Here is a 17497-nt window from a genome sequence, read left to right as displayed (position 1 = left end):
GCGCTGCCCCCTCTTATGCGGGGGGCGGAGCCAACACTTCACGGTTGCCATTGTGCCCGGCAGGCGACACAACGCCGGCAGCCTCCATGGCATCGATAATTCGCGCGGCGCGATTGTAGCCGATACGAAGCTGACGCTGCACAGAGGAGATAGATGCCTTGCGCGATTTGGTGACAAAAGCAACGGCTTCATCGTAAAGAGCATCAGCCTCAGGATCATCTTCATCACCGCCCTCGGACTGCAATCCGGGCACCGGAATGCTGTTATTGCTGTCATCAACAATACCGTCGATGTATTCGGGCTCTCCGCGACGCGCCCAGTCTGCGACGACTTTGTGTACCTCATGGTCGTCAACAAAAGCACCGTGAACCCGCACTGGCACCCCACTGCCTGGAGGCAGATAAAGCATATCGCCGTGACCGAGCAGCTGCTCGGCGCCGCCCTGGTCAAGAATGGTGCGAGAATCCACTTTGGAGGAGACCTGAAAACCGATACGGGTAGGCACATTGGCCTTGATCAACCCGGTAATCACATCCACCGAGGGTCGCTGGGTAGCTAACAGCAGATGAATCCCCGCAGCCCGGGCTTTCTGTGCGATACGGGCAATCAGCTGCTCCACCTTTTTGCCAACAATCATCATCATGTCGGCAAATTCATCAATAACAACCACGATTGCGGGTAGAGCCTTAAGTGCAGGGGCGGTTTGCTCTTCAGCCGGAACGCTGGAAGCAGGATCTGACTCCCAGATAGGATCCAGAATCGGCTCACCGGCTTCTTCTGCCTCTTTTATCTTGCGATTAAAGCCCGCCAGATTGCGCACCCCCATCGCCGCCATCAATTTATAGCGACGCTCCATCTCACCCACACACCAGCGCAAACCATTGGCCGCGTCATTCATGTCGGTGATCACCGGGGTGAGTAGGTGGGGAATACCCTCGTATACCGATAATTCCAACATCTTCGGGTCCACCAAAATCAGGCGGACCTCCTCGGGCGTGGACTTATAAAGCAGGCTGAGCAGCATCACATTGATGCCCACAGATTTACCAGAACCGGTGGTACCGGCGACTAGGAGGTGGGGCATCTTAGCGAGATCCGCCACTACCGGCTGACCGGAAATATCGTGCCCAAGCGCCAGAGTCAGGGGCGATTTGGCATTTTCATAAACATCGGCGGACAGCACCTCACTGAGGCGCACCATCTGGCGATTCTCATTGGGAATCTCAATGCCTACTACCGATTTACCCGGGATCACCTCCACTACGCGGACACTGATCACCGCCAGGGATCTGGCCAGGTCTTTAGCCAGGTTGGAGATTTTACTCACCTTCACCCCCGGCGCCGGCTGGATCTCAAAGCGGGTTACTACGGGGCCAGGCAGTACCGATACAACCTCGGCTACCACACCAAAATCCTTGAGTTTCAACTCCAGCAAGCGAGACAGAGCTTCGAGGGACTCCCGGGAAAAGCCCGGCTTCTTATTCTGGTCGGAGGGGTCGAGAAGTCCCAAAGGCGGCAAGGTTCCAGTCACGGGCCCAGCCTTGAATAGCTCTCCCTGCTTCTCCTTTGCCGCCCGGGGGCTCTGCTTCGGCTTTGGTGCCGTCGCTTCGATCTTGGGCGGAATGCGTTTGGCTGTGCGCTGCTTCTCTTCTTCCACGGCGGCCTTGCGAACTACTATAGCTTCCCGCGCCACCCGTTGTTCTGTGCGCTTCTGACGCCACTGCTTGTAGTAGCTAGTCATCCAAGCAATAAGCCCCAGCACATTGCGGCCGATGGATTCCACCAGCTTGAGCCAGGAAAGACCGGTAAACACGGTGGTACCAATAGCGAAAATCGCCAGCAATAAAATTGTCGCGCCAACATAACCAAGACTCCCCTCCAGGGAACTCGACAATGCATCTCCAATGATCCCGCCATTAGTGAACGGCAGTGGATTTTCCGAAGGGGAAAAACAAAGTGTCGCCAAAGAGGCGCCACTGACTAGCAGAAGGGTCAGACCAAAGACTCTAAGTGCAAGTAGAGGAGCATGAAAACGCGCATTGCGATCGCGCAAGATTTTATAGGCGCGCAAGCCGATCAACAGAGGGAACAGGTAAGCCATCCAACCCAATAGTGAAAGGCACACATCGGCGAGCCAGGCCCCAGCCGGTCCAATGGCATTGTGAATTTTTCCTAACTGACCGGTATGGGACCAACCTGGATCCTGGGCGTCATAACTCAGCAGGCTAATAGCCAACAATAGTGCACCCGCCAGCAAACTGATTAACGCACCCTCGCGAACCAAGCGGGCGACGAGTGAATCCGGTAATACACCGCTCTTCGCGGAATTTTCTTCGGTTGCGCTCTCGGCCTTCAATGGCTTACCTCAATAATCTTTGTTGTTACTTTCTGGCACTTGTAATGAACGGAAATCGCTTAAGTAGCGATTTCCTCGATGGCCTAATTATCTTTGATTTATGCCGGTTTGTATGTGCGATATATACAAGCCGGAATCTTAAGGGAAATATCCTCTCCAGTATCCCGCCAACACAACGAATCTCTTATCTCTTGGGGCACTCTGTCGCGGGCAAAGTTATTCAGTATTTCTAGTTTGCTGGAGTCTCCACCCAGCTCGGCGACCAGGCTTGCCTGGGTACTGTAAGTGAATTCAGCCTGAAATATTTCCTCACACCCACTGAAGCCAGCACTTTTAAACAGCCAGGATAACTGGTCCTGCCTGGGGAAATAGCGGTTGAAAGCTTGGGATTCGCAGCCAGCCAAGATGCTGGTTTTTCGTACGATATCTGTAAATACATCCTGTATCACACCGGTGGCAGGCAGCAATTGCCAAATAATGAAGCGCCCCCCCCTCTTCAGGACTCGAAAGACGTTCCTCATTACCAACGGTTGGTCCAACTGGGGCACTTCGTGCAATCCCATTTTGAGCACTACTGCATCAAAAGATTCCTTTTCATAAGGCAACGCCCTGGCATCACCCACAGTAACATCGACAACCCTTTCACGCACTTTTGGGTCAATACGCTTGAGCTGGGAGTGGTGGGTATCACACAGACTGAGAGCAATCTCCATTGACTTTTTATCACCATACTCCAACAGCAACTGGCTCACTGCTCCACTGCCGCTCATTAAGTCCAGTACTTTGTTTCCCTCTTTGAGATCCAACGCTTCGAGTAGTTTTGCTTTCGATTCGGGTGAAGCCACGAAGGCGTCTAAAGCATCATGGGAGAGAACATTGTACCCATCCGCCACAATATCGCATCTGATCTGCAGCTTCAGGGATGCGAACAACTCCACTAAATCTGGAGGGCCATGCAAACTGGCAATATGACTACCATCAGGCCCTAAATCGACAGAAAGCCTCAAGGAGAAAGAGTCATCCAGGATCTCCGACACAAATACCTGTGCTTCATTACTGAGACTGAAGGTAAATGTGGGGTGGCCAATCAAATTACTGCCCAGATTCAACGGTACTATTTTTCTGCCTTGCCTCATGGCTTCGCCCTTTGGCCGTTGTTATGCATCCTAAACTTGGCTAATTACCATAAGGATGAAAACACCTCCTCCGAGCCCTCTTGTGACCAAATACAAATACTTTATAAGCCCTTTCGGGCAGACTTCACATTAAATAAATCGCAGTTTATTCAATAAAAACAAGGAATTATTAACAATTATTGATGTCATTTCTGGATAGAGAGAACCGGACCGACCCGCCGTAGCGATCTAAATAGCACTTCCCAATGGCATAAATTGAGGCAAACTATTTCGTCGCATTGTCACTATCGCCTATCATATCGGCCAATCTAATAGCTTTGGCTGATCAAAATATGGCCAGCTAGGTGGACCCCCAGTTCACTGGGTAAACTTTGCACACAGACAGGTTTAAAGAGAGTTTCATGAGCAACAACCATCATCGACTGATTATTCTCGGTTCTGGTCCTGCAGGCTACACAGCAGCCATCTACGCAGCCCGCGCAAATTTGAACCCCGTAGTGATCACCGGCATGCAGCAGGGTGGACAGCTGACCACTACCACAGAAGTTGAAAACTGGCCCGGTGGTATCGCCGACCTGCAAGGTCCCGATCTGATGGTGCAAATGCAGCAACACGCCGAGCGCTTCGACACCCAGATTATTTTCGACCACATCGAGTCTGTAGATCTGAACAACCGCCCATTCACCCTGAAGGGCAATGAAACCTACACCTGCGATGCGCTGATCATTGCCACAGGCGCCTCTGCTCAGTACCTGGGCCTGCCTTCCGAGGAAGCCTTCCAGGGCCGCGGCGTCAGTGCCTGTGCCACTTGTGATGGTTTTTTCTATCGCGATCAAAAAGTAGCGGTCGTAGGCGGCGGCAACACCGCTGTTGAAGAGGCCCTTTACCTGTCTAACATCGCCAGCGAAGTCACACTGATTCACCGCCGCGACGAACTTCGTGCGGAAAAGATTCTGCAGAATCGCCTGATGGATAAGGTGGAAAACGGCAATATCAAACTTTGCTTTCACCACACCCTCGACGAAGTTCTTGGGGATGACAGCGGTGTAACTGGTCTGCGCGTTCGCAACACACAGGACGACTCTACCAAGGATCTTGAAGTCTCCGGTGTGTTTATCGCGATTGGCCATAAGCCCAATACCGATATTTTTAAAGATCAGCTGGAAATGAACAACGGCTATATCATCGTGCAAAGTGGCCTGGAGGGTAACGCGACCCAGACATCTGTCCCCGGCGTGTTTGCTGCAGGCGATGTGTCTGATCATATCTACCGCCAGGCGGTCACTTCCGCTGGAACTGGCTGTATGGCAGCTCTGGATGCCGAGCGTTTCCTCGACGCCTAATAAGCGCTTCTCCCCCGGGTATCCACAAGGCTACCCGGGCCTCTTCAGGCCCAGGACAGGTATCAGTTTGTGGCAAGGAATACCCAAAGCCGCCTGATGTGGCTCGACCACAACCATATCGACTTCCCTTCTACCCAGACTGCTCTCGACGACCCCAATGGGCTACTCGCTGCGGGTGGAGACCTCACTCCAGACTGGCTGTTAGCAGCCTACGGGCGCGGTATCTTTCCCTGGTTCTCCGATGACCAGCCCATCCTATGGTGGTCCCCCTCGCCACGTTGCGTGGTGATACCCAGTGACTTTCGTATAGGTCGCAGCCTGCGCAAGGTGCTGCGCCGAGGTACATTCTCGGTCACATTTGACCAGGCCTTCGAAGCGGTCATCGAGGGCTGCCGCGCCCCCAGAACCTCTGAAGATGGCACCTGGATCACCGATGAAATGACCGAGGCGTATGTCGATATGCATCACCTTGGCCATGCACACTCCGTCGAAGTATGGCGCGACGGGCTGTTGGCTGGCGGGCTTTATGGCATAGCCATCGGTCGGGTATTTTTTGGCGAATCAATGTTTCACCGGGAGACGGATGCTTCCAAAGTCGCTTTTGTCCACCTCGTTCGCCAATTAGAATTGTGGGGCTGCCCTCTCATCGACTGCCAGGTAAGCAACCCTCACTTGAACAGTCTCGGGGCCGTTGAATTGTGCCGTAAGGACTTCGAACACTTGCTGGAATGCGGCCTGGCACAACCCGCCTTCCCGCAGCCTTGGGAACTTTCGTGGACTTATGGGTAAATATTCTCAGCTCGACTCGGTCCGCCTGCTGGCAACTCTGCCCCACCCATGTGGCTACCTGCCGGACAGGGAGGCCACAACGGTATTTGTGGACCCGCAGACAGAGGTAGACCAACGCCTGTACAACCGCCTTTCAGAGCTGGGCTTCCGCCGCAGTGGTGCCTATCTCTACCGACCGCAATGCGCCACTTGCAGAGCCTGTGTACCCGCCCGTGTGCCTGTGGGTCTTTTTGTACCCGATCGCAACCAACGGCGCTGTTGGAAGCGCAACAAGGATCTGGATATCTTCCATATCGAATCCATCGACACAGACGAACATTACGAGCTGTACGCTCGCTATATCGAGCAGCGCCACGCCGACGGAGAAATGTACCCACCCAGCCGCGAGCAATATCGCAGCTTTTTGAGCCCAGCCTGGGGGGCCACACGCTATATCGAACTCCGTGCGCGGGGGCGCCTGGTGGCTGTAGCGGTTACCGACCTCCTCACTGCAGGCCTGTCGGCCATCTATACTTTCTTCGACCCGGATGAGGACAAACGCAGCCTCGGGAGCTACTGCATTCTCTACCAGATCGAATGGGCCAGGAGGCTGGGCCTCTCCAATCTCTACTTGGGCTATTGGATCGAGAAGTGCCACAAAATGGCTTACAAAAGCCAGTTCAAGCCGATAGAAATGCTCATGGAGAACCGCTGGAGCTTGAAGTCTCTATAGCCCCATTGCACGCGCCCTTTGCTCTATTCTGCCTTTTCGTGCAAAATGCTCGCCCGTCGAGCCGCGGCTAGGCAAGATTGCCTCCGGGGTAAAGGTCTGATCAAGTTTATTTGAAGGTTGCTGCCGCATGGCAAAAGACGATTATATTGAAATGGAAGGCGAGGTGATCGACACCCTGCCAAATACCACTTTCCGCGTAAAGCTGGAAAACGGACACGTGGTCATTGCGCACATCTCAGGAAAGATGCGTAAAAACTACATTCGCATCCTCACTGGCGACAAGGTCAAGGTGGAGCTTACGCCCTACGACCTGAGCAAAGGCCGCATTACGTACCGCGCCCGTTAATTCGCTCGCCAGGCAAAAGCCTCCAAGGCGATTTGCTGTGATACAAAAAAGCCACCTTACGGTGGCTTTTTTGATGGGCTTACAAGCAAAATCAGGCCGGAACCGCCGTCTTTATGGATATTTCGTCATCTTCTATGACGACCACAACACGGCCACCCTCTTCCGCCAACTCCCCAAACAGAACGGACTCCGCCAAGGGTTTACGCAACTTGTCTCGTATCAAGCGGGACATTGGGCGGGCTCCCATTTTCTCATCATAACCGCGAATAGCCAGCCACTCGCGGGCCTCATCTTCCACGATCAGGGTTACACGGGAGTCATCCAGCTGCGCCTGCAACTCGACAATAAACTTATCCACCACCGTTTTAACCACATCCAATGGAAGAGCACCAAATTGGATAATACTGTCGAGGCGGTTGCGGAACTCGGGGGTAAACATCTTTTTAATCTCCTCCATACCATCGGAGGAGTGGTCCTGACTGGAGAAACCGATAGATCGACGACTCATCAGTTCAGCACCAGCATTCGTGGTCATAATCAGGATCACATTGCGGAAATCCGCTTTGCGCCCGTTATTGTCCGTCAGGGTTCCATGGTCCATCACCTGCAGAAGCAGGTTAAATACTTCGGGGTGGGCCTTCTCGATCTCATCGAGCAACACCACACTGTGCGGATGCTTGGTCACCGCATCGGTTAACAACCCACCCTGATCGAAGCCCACATAGCCGGGAGGCGCACCAATCAGACGGGAAACCGTGTGGCGCTCCATATACTCGGACATATCGAAGCGAATAAGCTCAATCCCCATGACCTTGGCCAGCTGACGGCAAAGCTCAGTCTTACCGACCCCTGTAGGGCCAGAGAACAAGAACGAGCCTATGGGTTTCTCCTCCGCACCGAGTCCCGCACGACTCAGCTTAATGGCCGTACTGAGCGCTTCAATCGCCCGATCCTGACCAAAGACCACCATCTTGAGATTATCGTCTAGTCGCGATAACTGCTCCTTGTCCGAAGCGGAGACACTCTTCGCCGGGATCCGAGCCATTTTGGCTATTACTTCTTCGATCTCACCAACACCAATCACCTCTGTGCGCTCCTCGACGGACAGTAGGGATTGATAGGCCCCCGCCTCATCAATCACATCGATCGCTTTATCGGGCAGGAAACGCTCGGTGATATGACGACTGGAGAGCTGGGCGGCGGCATCAAGGGCGGCATCGGTGAAACGCACTTTGTGATGATCCTCGAAGCAGCTCCTGAGGCCCTGCAGTATCTGTACGGTCTCCTCTACCGAGGGCTCGCTGACATCAATTTTTTGAAAGCGGCGTGAGAGCGCGCGGTCTTTCTCGAAGATACCGCGGTATTCGGTAAAGGTGGTGGAGCCAATGCAGCGAAGCTGACCGCTGGAAAGCAGTGGTTTCAGCAGGTTGGAAGCGTCCATAACGCCGCCGGATGCTGCGCCGGCTCCAATAATGGTATGGATCTCATCAATAAACAGGACTGCATGCTCGCGCTTCTTCAGCTCGGCTAACAATGCTTTGAAACGCTTCTCAAAATCACCCCGATACTTGGTTCCGGCAAGTAGAGAGCCCAGGTCAAGAGAGTAAATGGTACTGTCTTTTAAGGGCTCTGGAATATCCTCATCCACAATTCGTCTGGCCAAGCCTTCAGCGATTGCAGTTTTACCGACGCCGGATTCACCCACCAACAGGGGGTTATTCTTGCGGCGTCGCGCGAGGACCTGAGTGACCCGTTCAACTTCGGGACCACGCCCGACCAGCGGGTCGATTCGACCGAGGATTGCCTCCTGGTTCAGGTTGGTTGCATAGCTCTCCAGGGGGTCAGAGCCTCCGGGTTCGGTACCGGTACTGATCTCCTCTTCCACCTGCTCCTGGGTGGCATCTGAGCCATGGTGGTGATTGTGGTTATTGCCGCTGGAACCGACCCTGGAAATCCCATGGGTGATGTAATTGACTACATCAATGCGCGCAACACTCTGCTGCTTCAGATAGTAAACGGCTTGGCTTTCCTGTTCACAGAAAATGGCGACCAACACATTAGCCCCGGTAACCTCTTTTTTACCCGATGACTGAACGTGGAAAACGGCCCTCTGCAATACCCTTTGGAACCCCAGGGTAGGCTGGGTCTCGCGATCGGTATCTGCCTCCGGGATTAACGGCGTGGTAGAGTCCACAAACTCCAACAGTTCGCGGCGCAATGCGCTCAGGTCGGCCCCGCAGGCATGCAACACGTCAGCAGCCGACTCATTGTCCAGGAGCGCCAGCAGCAGGTGCTCCACAGTCATGAATTCGTGCCGCTTCGCTCGCGCACCCTTGAACGCCAGATTGAGCGTTACCTCTAAGTCCTTGCTGAGCATTTAAACCTCAAACCCTAATCGCCAATATTCCCCGCCGACTCCGCTGGTAGGCGCGCACCCTTTGCCGGCATCTATCTCCTGGCTGATTCCTTTCAGGTGACGGGACCCTTGTGCTAAAGCAGCTTTAATATAAATCAATCGTCTTTACTCTCGTCCGCCTCTATCTCACACAACAACGGATGCTCATTCTCCTGGGCGAACTGATTAACTTGTGCGGCCTTTGTCTCCGCTATATCCCGAGTATAGACACCGCACACTGCTTTTCCCCGTGTGTGTACTTGCAGCATCAACTGTGTGGCGCGCTCACGGTTGACCCCAAAAAATAACTCCAGAGTCTCCACAACAAAGTCCATGGGGGTGTAGTCATCATTCAACATGATGACCTTATACATAGGCGGGCGTTTGAGCCGTGGCGGCGCCTCTTCCAGTGCGAGCCCGCCATCGGAACCCTCACCCTCTAAATAATCTTCTCCAGAATCACTGGAGCCTAGTTTAATGACCTGCAAAATACTCATAACAATTATCAATGTGTTCTAACGAGCTTTAGTAGCACGGCATGCTCAACCATCAACGACCTGCCATTGTAACCTTATTTGACCAACGACACAGGGACATCACAGCCTCAAGCGCAGCTTCTTGACATTCCTATAGCAGTTGACTACAAGAGGTAGTGCCTGCTCATTCACAGCCATTAGTCGCAGATAGGATCGCAGTCGATTAATCCGCAGGTCAAATAAATATAAAAACTCTGTAAGGTGGCCGATAGGTCACTCAGGCAATTAGAGGGAGTTCGTTATGCCTACTGGTACCGTGAAGTGGTTCAACAACGCTAAGGGATATGGGTTTATTCTTGCAGATGAAGGAGGGGAGGATCTGTTCGCGCACTATTCCGCAATTCAGATGGAAGGCTACCGAACCCTGAAGGCCGGCCAGCAAGTTACCTTTGATATCGTCAGAGGTGACAAAGGCTATCACGCCGCAAATATTTCTACCGCCACGGCGGCAGAAGCTACGACTAGCAGCCAAAGCGCCAGCGTTAATGCAGATCTCAGCCGCTCTGAGACAATCAGAGAGAAAGAGGCGGAAGCGCTCGACTAACCTGTTGAAGCTGCACTGGCAGACCCACGCCAACAAAAAAGCCCTTCGCTTTACAGCAAAGGGCTTTTTTAGTTAGGGCCGGATTAAACGATCCAACCCTAAATCAGCCAATTAGGCCATGTGCTTGATAACTTCGTCACCAAACGCGGAGCAGGATTTCAGCTCGGCACCATCCATCAGGCGCTCGAAATCGTAGGTTACGGTCTTGGCTTCGATAGCACCTTCCATACCCTTGATGACCAGGTCTGCAGCTTCGTTCCAGCCCAGGTGACGCAGCATCATCTCAGCGGAAAGAATCAGGGAGCCCGGGTTTACTTTGTCTTGGCCGGCGTACTTAGGTGCAGTACCGTGAGTCGCTTCGAACAGAGCAACGTCGTCGGACAGGTTCGCACCCGGAGCGATACCGATACCGCCAACCTGCGCAGCCAGTGCGTCGGACAAGTAGTCGCCGTTCAGGTTCAGGGTGGCAATTACGTCGTACTCAGCAGGACGCAACAGGATCTGCTGCAGCATCGCATCGGCAATCACGTCCTTAACAACGATCTCTTTGCCAGTCTTCGGGTTCTTGAAGCTGTGCCAAGGACCGCCGTCCAGTGGCTGAGCGCCAAACTCGTCGCGAGCCAGCTCATAACCCCAATCGGCGAAGGCACCTTCGGTGAACTTCATGATGTTGCCTTTGTGCACCAGGGTTACGGAATCGCGATCCTGGTCCACAGCGTACTGGATAGCCTTGCGCACGAGACGCTTGGTACCTTCAGAAGAAACCGGCTTAACACCAATACCGCAGTTCTCAGGGAAACGGATTTTCTTAACACCCATCTCTTCCTGCAGGAACTTGATAACTTTCTTGGCTTCGTCGGTGTCCGCTTTCCACTCGATACCCGCGTAGATGTCTTCGGAGTTCTCACGGAAGATCACCATGTCTACCTTGTTCGGCTCTTTCACCGGAGAAGGTACGCCGCTGAACCAGCGAACCGGACGCTGACATACATACAGGTCCAACTCCTGACGCAGGGCAACGTTCAGGGAACGGAAGCCGCCGCCCACTGGAGTGGTCAGAGGGCCTTTGATGCTGACAACGTAGTCTTTGATCGCTTCGAGGGTTTCAGCTGGGAACCAGTCACCAGCGTAAGTCTCTGCGGCTTTCTCGCCGCAGTAGATTTCCATCCACTCGATTTTCTTGTCGCCGCCGAAAGCTTTCTCTACCGCCGCGTCGATAACCTTGCGCATTACCGGGGTGATATCCACACCGATGCCGTCACCCTCGATGAACGGAATTACCGGGCGATTCGGAACATTCAGCGAACCGTCGGAATTGACTGTAACTTTTTCGCCGTCTGCCGGCACTTGGATGTGACCCATATTGCGTAAACTCCCAAAATTCTATGACTTTTTAGGTCCAGCGTTGCTTGCACCGCTCCCCCGGGACCATTGGGCGGGGATAAAAATCGGCGGGATTATAGCAGCATCGGCTAATTTTTGTAGTTGGATTACAATACTCAATTTTTCTTATGCCCAAGATCATTCTCCTAAACAAACCTTTTGGCGTGTTAAGCCAATTCACAGATCCCCAGGGTCGCGCCACACTAGCGGACTATATCCCGCACAAAGGCTTCTATGCCGCCGGGCGGCTCGACTACGACTCCGAGGGTCTCCTACTCCTCACTGATGATGGAGCGCTACAACATCAAATCAGCCATCCAAAGAGAAAGATGGCGAAAACCTATTGGGCCCAGGTTGAGGGGGAAATCACCGATGATGCCCTGATGTTCCTGCGCCAAGGTGTAGATTTGAAGGATGGACGCACAGCTCCTGCTAAGGCCCGCAAACTCTCCAAAGTCGATCTGTGGCCACGCAACCCCCCAATTAGAGAGCGCAAGTCCATCCCCACCAGCTGGGTAGAGCTCACTATCCATGAGGGCCGAAACCGCCAAGTACGGCGTATGACCGCCGCAGTCGGCTTCCCCACCCTGCGACTGGTGCGTATGGCGATCGGTAATTGGAAGCTCGATGCTCTGCAGCCGGGACAGTACCGCTCGGAGGAGGTTTTCTCTGCACCTAAACCAAGGCCCTACCGCAAAACGAAGCCACCTCAGAAGCGCAATCGCCCCCGCCGGGGGCAGTAAGCTATAAACCAAGATGAAAGCGGCCTTGGTCAGAAGCACGATTCACAGGTAAAATTCGCCCCCTTTCCATCTCAGTGAAGTAGTGACTGTCCTTCTTATGCTTGATTCCACGCACAACAAACAGCCAAAGCGCGTCATCGTCGGTATGTCCGGCGGTGTGGACTCCTCTGTAGCCGCACTCCTGCTTATGCAGCAGGGCTACCAGGTGGAGGGCTTGTTTATGAAAAACTGGGACGAGGACGACGGCACCGAATACTGCACTGCGAAAGCGGACTTGGCCGATGCCCAGGCTGTTTGTGAAAAGCTGGGCATTAAACTGCACACCGCCAATTTTGCAGCCGAGTATTGGGATCATGTATTCGAATACTTCCTGGCAGAATACAAAGCCGGCCGCACACCGAACCCAGACATTCTGTGTAACCGGGAAATCAAATTTAAAGTTTTCCTGGAATATGCCGAAGTCCTGGGCGCGGATGCCATTGCCACCGGGCACTATGCCCGTCGCCGCGATATAGAAGGTCGCTCCTACTTATTCAAGGGGTTGGATGGCAACAAAGATCAAAGCTATTTCCTCCACGCCGTTGGGGAGGCAGAGTTTGCTCGTTCACTGTTCCCATTAGGGGAACTGGAGAAACCCGAAGTGCGGCGTATCGCCGAGGAAAATGGCTTTATCACCCACAACAAGAAAGACAGCACCGGTATTTGCTTTATTGGCGAACGTCGCTTTAAGGATTTCCTGGAGCAGTACCTGCCCGCCCAGCCGGGCGACATGGAAACGCCCGAAGGCGAAGTTATGGGGCGTCACGCCGGCCTGATGTATCACACCATCGGACAGAGGCAGGGACTAGGTATCGGTGGCGTAAAAGGTGCAGGCGAAGAACCTTGGTATGTTGTGGGTAAAAACCTGGAGCGCAACGTATTGATTGTTGCCCAGGGGGCGCACCACCCCTTGCTCTATGCCACTGGCTTGAGGGCAACCCAAACCCATTGGATCAATGGTGCTGCACCAGGGGAGTCTTTCCGCTGTCAGGCGAAAACTCGCTATCGCCAGCCGGACCAGGATTGCACCGTACAGGTACAGGAAGATGGAAACCTAGTTGTGGAGTTTGATGAACCTCAACGTGCAATAACTCCAGGGCAATCTCTGGTCCTGTACGATGGTGAAAAATGCCTCGGCGGCGCAGTGATAGAACAGGCAACCGGTATAGGCACCGCCGTACCAGAAAAGTACAAGAAACACTAAGGAGTGACTTTGAATAACTGGCGGGACCAGGCTCTGGCACTGGCCGGAATTTTTCAATCCGCAACACTGGTAGAGCGCCTGGCCAAAACGGGCACCGCTCCCCAGGCCCAACTGGAAACCGGGGTGTATAGCCTCTTCCAGCTCAACCCAGATCGCACCGAAGATGTGTTTGCCGGTGCAGAAAAGCTGCTGCCTGGCTTACAGGTTTCAAGGCAGTTACTGCAATCGCGGCAACACCCCGAATACACAGACTGCCTGCGCTACGCACTCTCGGTGCTCTATCTGCAGCGGCAATTAAGCAAGAAAGGAGAGTTGCTTTCCATTATTGGCAGCCGCCTCGAAAAAGCCAAGACTCAGGCGGAGCACTTCGCCCCCACTCACGAGAATGTATTTTCCAATCTCGCCAGCATCTACAGCGATACTCTCGGTACTTTCCGCTTCCGCATCCAGGTTCTGGGGGATTTCAATTTCCTGCAGCAACAGCGTGTCGCCAACCAGATCCGCTCCATGCTGTTTGCCGGTATTCGTTCAGCCACGCTGTGGCGACAATTGGGTGGCAGACGCCTGCACCTTCTGTTTCAACGCAAGAAACTATTGCGTGCGACCGACGAGCTGATCGCACAGATCGAATCTATAAAAAACTAATCCCGGAGATTTACTATGACAGTTGAGCTTTCCGCACTCACAGCGGTATCCCCTATTGATGGTCGCTACGAGAGCAAGACTGCCCCCCTACGTGAAATTTTCAGTGAATACGGCCTGATTCGCGCCCGTGTTGAAGTGGAAGTGCGCTGGCTTCAGAAACTCTCCGCACACTCGGGAATTGCTGAGGTAGAGCAGTTCGACGAAGCTGCCAACCAGCTACTCGATAGCATTGTGGCTAACTTTTCCCTGGAAGATGCTGGGCGTATCAAGGAAATTGAGCGCACCACCAACCATGACGTGAAAGCGGTTGAATACTTCCTCAAGGAAAAAATCAGCGGCAATGCACAGCTGGCAAAAGTAAGCGAATTCGTTCACTTCGCCTGCACCTCCGAGGACATCAACAACCTGTCCCACGCCCTGATGCTGCGCGCTGGCCGCGACAATTTCATGCTGCCCGCAATGAATGGCCTGGTAGAAAAAATTGCCAAACTCGCCCAGGATTTCGCCGATGTGCCTATGCTATCCCGCACCCACGGCCAAACCGCCAGCCCCACGACTGTAGGCAAGGAACTCGCCAACGTGGTTGCGCGCCTGCGCCGCCAGGTAGCCCAGGTAGAGGCCGTACCACTGCTGGGTAAAATCAACGGTGCTGTGGGCAACTACAATGCTCACCTGTCTGCTTACCCAACTATCGACTGGGAAAAGAACGCGGAAGAGTTCATCTCCTCTCTCGGCCTGACCTGGAACCCCTACACCACCCAGATCGAACCCCACGACTATATTGCCGAACTGTTCGATGCCATTGCGCGCTTTAACACCATCCTGATCGACTTTGACCGCGATATCTGGGGCTATATCTCCCTTGGCTACTTCAAGCAGAAAGTCGTTGCCGGAGAAGTGGGTTCCTCCACCATGCCGCATAAGGTCAACCCTATCGACTTCGAAAACTCCGAAGGCAACCTGGGCCTGGCCAATGCCGTATTCCAGCACCTGGCCGCGAAATTGCCGGTCTCCCGCTGGCAGCGCGACCTGACCGACTCCACCGTACTGCGCAATATGGGCGTGGGCGCCGGTTACTCCGCCATTGCTTATGCCGCCACCATGAAGGGGCTGGGCAAACTGGAGATCAACCGTGAACGCCTGGCGGAAGACCTGGATAATTCCTGGGAAGTTCTGGCCGAGCCGATCCAGACTGTTATGCGCCGCTACAACATCGAAGAGCCTTACGAGAAACTGAAGGCCCTTACTCGCGGCCAGGGTATTACCCGCGAAACTTTAAAAGTGTTTATCGAGAACCTGGATATTCCTGCAGAAGCCAAAAGCGCACTATTGGAAATGACCCCAGCATCCTATATCGGTAATGCTATCGAGCAAGCTCGCAAAATTTAAGTGAGCACTGCTTCCGGCTACATTTCCGTGGCCGGAAGCTTATTCAAACCGCTCATGATCGCTCTACTCTGCAGAGCTGTAACTTCACGCTAGGTTACTTCCATTAGCAGACTTGAGAGCATTACCCCAGCCCAACTAACAGTGAGAGTTACCGTGGCAAGCCCCCTTACCCATCTCGGCGATATGCCAATTGAAGTTTTTATGCGTGATTATTGGCAGCAAAAACCCCTGCTGATCCGCAATGCCTTCCCCAACTTCGAGTCGCCCATTTCAGGGGAAGAGCTTGCAGGCATGGCACTGGAGGAAGCGGTTGAATCGCGCCTGGTACTGGAAAACGGTGAAAGCGGGCCCTGGGAGCTACGCACTGGCCCTTTCACTGAAGAAGACTTCCTCACCCTACCCCGCACTCACTGGACATTACTTGTACAAGCAGTAGACCAGTGGCTCTCGGAAGTGGCCGAACTAAAAGAGTCCTTCCGCTTTATCCCAGACTGGCGCTTAGATGACGTCATGATTAGTTACGCGGCCGACCAGGGGAGTGTCGGGCCTCACTACGATCACTACGACGTCTTTTTGCTCCAAGCCGAAGGCAAGCGCCTTTGGCAGCAGGGAGTTAAAGTAGATGAAACCAGCCCACGCCTGGAAGGCACGCCCCTCAATATCTTGAAAGAGTTCAATGCAGAAAACAGCTGGGTGCTAGAACCCGGTGATATGCTCTATCTTCCTCCACAATACAGCCACTGGGGTATCGCCGAGGGCGGCTGCACCACGATTTCCATTGGCTTCCGAGCACCCTCTGCTTCAGTCATACTGGAAGACCTCGCCGCCGAAGTAGCCATGGGGCTACCGGACAGCCTGCGCTATACCGATGCCGGCATGGAACCGGCAAAATGCCCAGCAGAAGTAGATTCTGAGTCAGTAGCTCGCTTGCAACAACAGCTCATCGAGTGGCTGAAGCAACCAGAAAAGATCACTCAGTGGTTTGGCGCCGTAATGACTGAAGCAAAATACCCTGATACCGTCGCATTAGATGCAGATGAAGCTGCAGACTGGCGTGAGCAAATGCCAAAAGGGGCACAGTTAGTACTAAACCCCGCATCGCGAGCAGCCTTCTGTCGAGAGCCGGCCACGTTATTTGTCGATGGTGAGGCTCTCTCCGCACCACTCACATTTGCCCAGCAGTTTGCTGAATCGCACGAAATCTCCTGGGACGATATTGAGGCTTTCCCTGAAATTGCCAGCAATGATGGGCTCATTGATCAGCTGGTAGCCCAGGGCACATTAATTTATCCCCCGGAGGATTTTTGAAATGGCCGTACTGGTGCGCCCCGCAGACTGGCAAAAAGAGCAAGAAAGCATTCGAGCTATCCGCGAAGCTGTGTTTGTACAAGAACAGAAAGTACCCGCAGACTTGGAATGGGATAACCTGGAAGAAAGCTCGCAACATTTTCTGGTTTTCAATGAGGGTGTCGCTGTAGGGACCGGGCGCCTCGGTAAAAATGGCAAAATTGGCAGAATGGCCATCAAGCAATCTGCTCGAGGGCTTGGGCTTGGGGCTCAATTACTAAACTGCATTTGTGACTATGCCAAGCAACGGGGCTTATTCAATATCTACCTGCATGCACAACAACACGCTCAGGGTTTTTATACCAGAGGCGGCTTTATCGCGGAGGGAGAGATCTTTTATGAAGCGGGTATCCCCCATATCAAGATGGTGCGGCAGTTAAACTAAGCTGCAATGAAAAATGCCGGCATGGAAATGCATGCCGGCCATCCTCCTCCATCCTCCATCCTCCATCCAAACCACCATAAACAAAATATCCTCTTCACTGTTCCGGTAGATCCCATACGCCCCCCATCACCTAACTAACATTTTCTGTAGATGTGGCTAGCGGGAATATGAATTTATACGATAACGGCCTTGTAAGTGTATTCTT

The 17497-nt window shown here is 53.4% G+C and carries 16 protein-coding genes; 11 read left to right on the top strand and 5 right to left on the bottom strand.

Annotated elements, in window-relative coordinates:
- Positions 1–13: 13 nt before the first annotated feature.
- The gene (locus tag FIU95_RS09045; protein ID WP_152453462.1) at positions 14–2356 is read right to left on the bottom strand and encodes a DNA translocase FtsK; all 2343 of its coding nucleotides are present in this window, start codon (positions 2354–2356) and stop codon (positions 14–16) included.
- A gap of 98 nt (positions 2357–2454) precedes the next feature.
- Positions 2455–3492 (bottom strand): class I SAM-dependent methyltransferase, encoded by a 1038-nt coding sequence (locus FIU95_RS09040; protein ID WP_152453460.1) that lies wholly within the window; start codon positions 3490–3492, stop codon positions 2455–2457.
- Positions 3493–3893: 401 nt separating this feature from the next.
- Between FIU95_RS09040 and trxB the strand changes: the two genes are divergently transcribed.
- The 4 genes from trxB to infA all read left to right on the top strand — a co-directional run bounded on the left by trxB (position 3894) and on the right by infA (position 6682).
- Positions 3894–4835, top strand: a complete 942-nt coding sequence (trxB, locus tag FIU95_RS09035; RefSeq protein WP_152453458.1) for a thioredoxin-disulfide reductase — start codon at positions 3894–3896, stop codon at positions 4833–4835.
- Positions 4836–4931: 96 nt separating this feature from the next.
- Entirely contained in the window at positions 4932–5624 is a 693-nt protein-coding gene (gene aat, locus FIU95_RS09030; RefSeq protein WP_152456241.1) for a leucyl/phenylalanyl-tRNA--protein transferase, read from the top strand.
- Complete coding sequence (locus tag FIU95_RS09025) at positions 5617–6336, top strand: arginyltransferase (RefSeq protein ID WP_152453456.1); 720 nt, start codon at positions 5617–5619, stop codon at positions 6334–6336. The genes aat and FIU95_RS09025 overlap by 8 nt, the downstream gene beginning before the upstream one ends.
- Before the next feature lie 127 nt (positions 6337–6463).
- Entirely contained in the window at positions 6464–6682 is a 219-nt protein-coding gene (gene infA / locus FIU95_RS09020; protein ID WP_010130378.1) for a translation initiation factor IF-1, read from the top strand.
- 91 nt (positions 6683–6773) lie between these two features.
- Here infA and clpA read toward each other — a convergent pair whose 3' ends face one another.
- Positions 6774–9059 (bottom strand): ATP-dependent Clp protease ATP-binding subunit ClpA, encoded by a 2286-nt coding sequence (gene clpA / locus FIU95_RS09015; protein WP_152453454.1) that lies wholly within the window; start codon positions 9057–9059, stop codon positions 6774–6776.
- A 134-nt stretch (positions 9060–9193) separates the two neighbouring features.
- Positions 9194–9574 (bottom strand): ATP-dependent Clp protease adapter ClpS, encoded by a 381-nt coding sequence (gene clpS, locus FIU95_RS09010; protein ID WP_152453452.1) that lies wholly within the window; start codon positions 9572–9574, stop codon positions 9194–9196.
- A gap of 280 nt (positions 9575–9854) precedes the next feature.
- Between clpS and cspD the strand changes: the two genes are divergently transcribed.
- Positions 9855–10157, top strand: a complete 303-nt coding sequence (cspD, locus tag FIU95_RS21620) for a cold shock domain-containing protein CspD (RefSeq protein ID WP_152453450.1) — start codon at positions 9855–9857, stop codon at positions 10155–10157.
- A 111-nt stretch (positions 10158–10268) separates the two neighbouring features.
- Here the strand turns inward: cspD and icd are convergent, their stop codons facing one another.
- Positions 10269–11519 (bottom strand): NADP-dependent isocitrate dehydrogenase, encoded by a 1251-nt coding sequence (icd, locus tag FIU95_RS09000; protein WP_152453448.1) that lies wholly within the window; start codon positions 11517–11519, stop codon positions 10269–10271.
- A gap of 149 nt (positions 11520–11668) precedes the next feature.
- Between icd and FIU95_RS08995 the strand changes: the two genes are divergently transcribed.
- The 6 genes from FIU95_RS08995 to FIU95_RS08970 all read left to right on the top strand — a co-directional run bounded on the left by FIU95_RS08995 (position 11669) and on the right by FIU95_RS08970 (position 17292).
- Complete coding sequence (locus tag FIU95_RS08995) at positions 11669–12283, top strand: pseudouridine synthase (protein WP_152453446.1); 615 nt, start codon at positions 11669–11671, stop codon at positions 12281–12283.
- A gap of 97 nt (positions 12284–12380) precedes the next feature.
- A complete protein-coding gene (gene mnmA, locus FIU95_RS08990) occupies positions 12381–13526 on the top strand; it encodes a tRNA 2-thiouridine(34) synthase MnmA (RefSeq protein ID WP_152453444.1) in 1146 nt (381 codons plus the stop codon).
- A 9-nt stretch (positions 13527–13535) separates the two neighbouring features.
- Positions 13536–14171, top strand: coding sequence for a high frequency lysogenization protein HflD (gene hflD, locus FIU95_RS08985; RefSeq protein ID WP_152453442.1), 636 nt, complete (start codon positions 13536–13538; stop codon positions 14169–14171).
- A 15-nt stretch (positions 14172–14186) separates the two neighbouring features.
- The gene (gene purB / locus FIU95_RS08980; protein ID WP_152453440.1) at positions 14187–15560 is read left to right on the top strand and encodes an adenylosuccinate lyase; all 1374 of its coding nucleotides are present in this window, start codon (positions 14187–14189) and stop codon (positions 15558–15560) included.
- Between the two features lie 153 nt (positions 15561–15713).
- Entirely contained in the window at positions 15714–16868 is a 1155-nt protein-coding gene (locus FIU95_RS08975; protein ID WP_152453438.1) for a cupin domain-containing protein, read from the top strand.
- Position 16869: 1 nt separating this feature from the next.
- A complete protein-coding gene (locus FIU95_RS08970) occupies positions 16870–17292 on the top strand; it encodes a GNAT family N-acetyltransferase (RefSeq protein WP_152453436.1) in 423 nt (140 codons plus the stop codon).
- The last annotated feature ends 205 nt before the right edge of the window (positions 17293–17497 follow it).

Origin of the sequence: Microbulbifer sp. THAF38, from assembly GCF_009363535.1 — a bacterium.
GTDB lineage: Bacteria > Pseudomonadota > Gammaproteobacteria > Pseudomonadales > Cellvibrionaceae > Microbulbifer.
Note: the sequence above shows the minus strand (reverse complement) of the source record. Positions and strands in the feature narration are given on the sequence as shown.

Coding starts and splice junctions, on each gene's coding strand:
- FIU95_RS09040 (WP_152453460.1), bottom strand. CDS start 3,492: ATGAGGCAAGGCAGAAAAATAGTACCGTTGAATCTGGGCAGTAATTTG.
- trxB (WP_152453458.1), top strand. CDS start 3,894: ATGAGCAACAACCATCATCGACTGATTATTCTCGGTTCTGGTCCTGCA.
- aat (WP_152456241.1), top strand. CDS start 4,932: ATGTGGCTCGACCACAACCATATCGACTTCCCTTCTACCCAGACTGCT.
- FIU95_RS09025 (WP_152453456.1), top strand. CDS start 5,617: ATGGGTAAATATTCTCAGCTCGACTCGGTCCGCCTGCTGGCAACTCTG.
- infA (WP_010130378.1), top strand. CDS start 6,464: ATGGCAAAAGACGATTATATTGAAATGGAAGGCGAGGTGATCGACACC.
- clpA (WP_152453454.1), bottom strand. CDS start 9,059: ATGCTCAGCAAGGACTTAGAGGTAACGCTCAATCTGGCGTTCAAGGGT.
- clpS (WP_152453452.1), bottom strand. CDS start 9,574: ATGAGTATTTTGCAGGTCATTAAACTAGGCTCCAGTGATTCTGGAGAA.
- cspD (WP_152453450.1), top strand. CDS start 9,855: ATGCCTACTGGTACCGTGAAGTGGTTCAACAACGCTAAGGGATATGGG.
- icd (WP_152453448.1), bottom strand. CDS start 11,519: ATGGGTCACATCCAAGTGCCGGCAGACGGCGAAAAAGTTACAGTCAAT.
- FIU95_RS08995 (WP_152453446.1), top strand. CDS start 11,669: ATGCCCAAGATCATTCTCCTAAACAAACCTTTTGGCGTGTTAAGCCAA.
- mnmA (WP_152453444.1), top strand. CDS start 12,381: ATGCTTGATTCCACGCACAACAAACAGCCAAAGCGCGTCATCGTCGGT.
- purB (WP_152453440.1), top strand. CDS start 14,187: ATGACAGTTGAGCTTTCCGCACTCACAGCGGTATCCCCTATTGATGGT.
- FIU95_RS08970 (WP_152453436.1), top strand. CDS start 16,870: ATGGCCGTACTGGTGCGCCCCGCAGACTGGCAAAAAGAGCAAGAAAGC.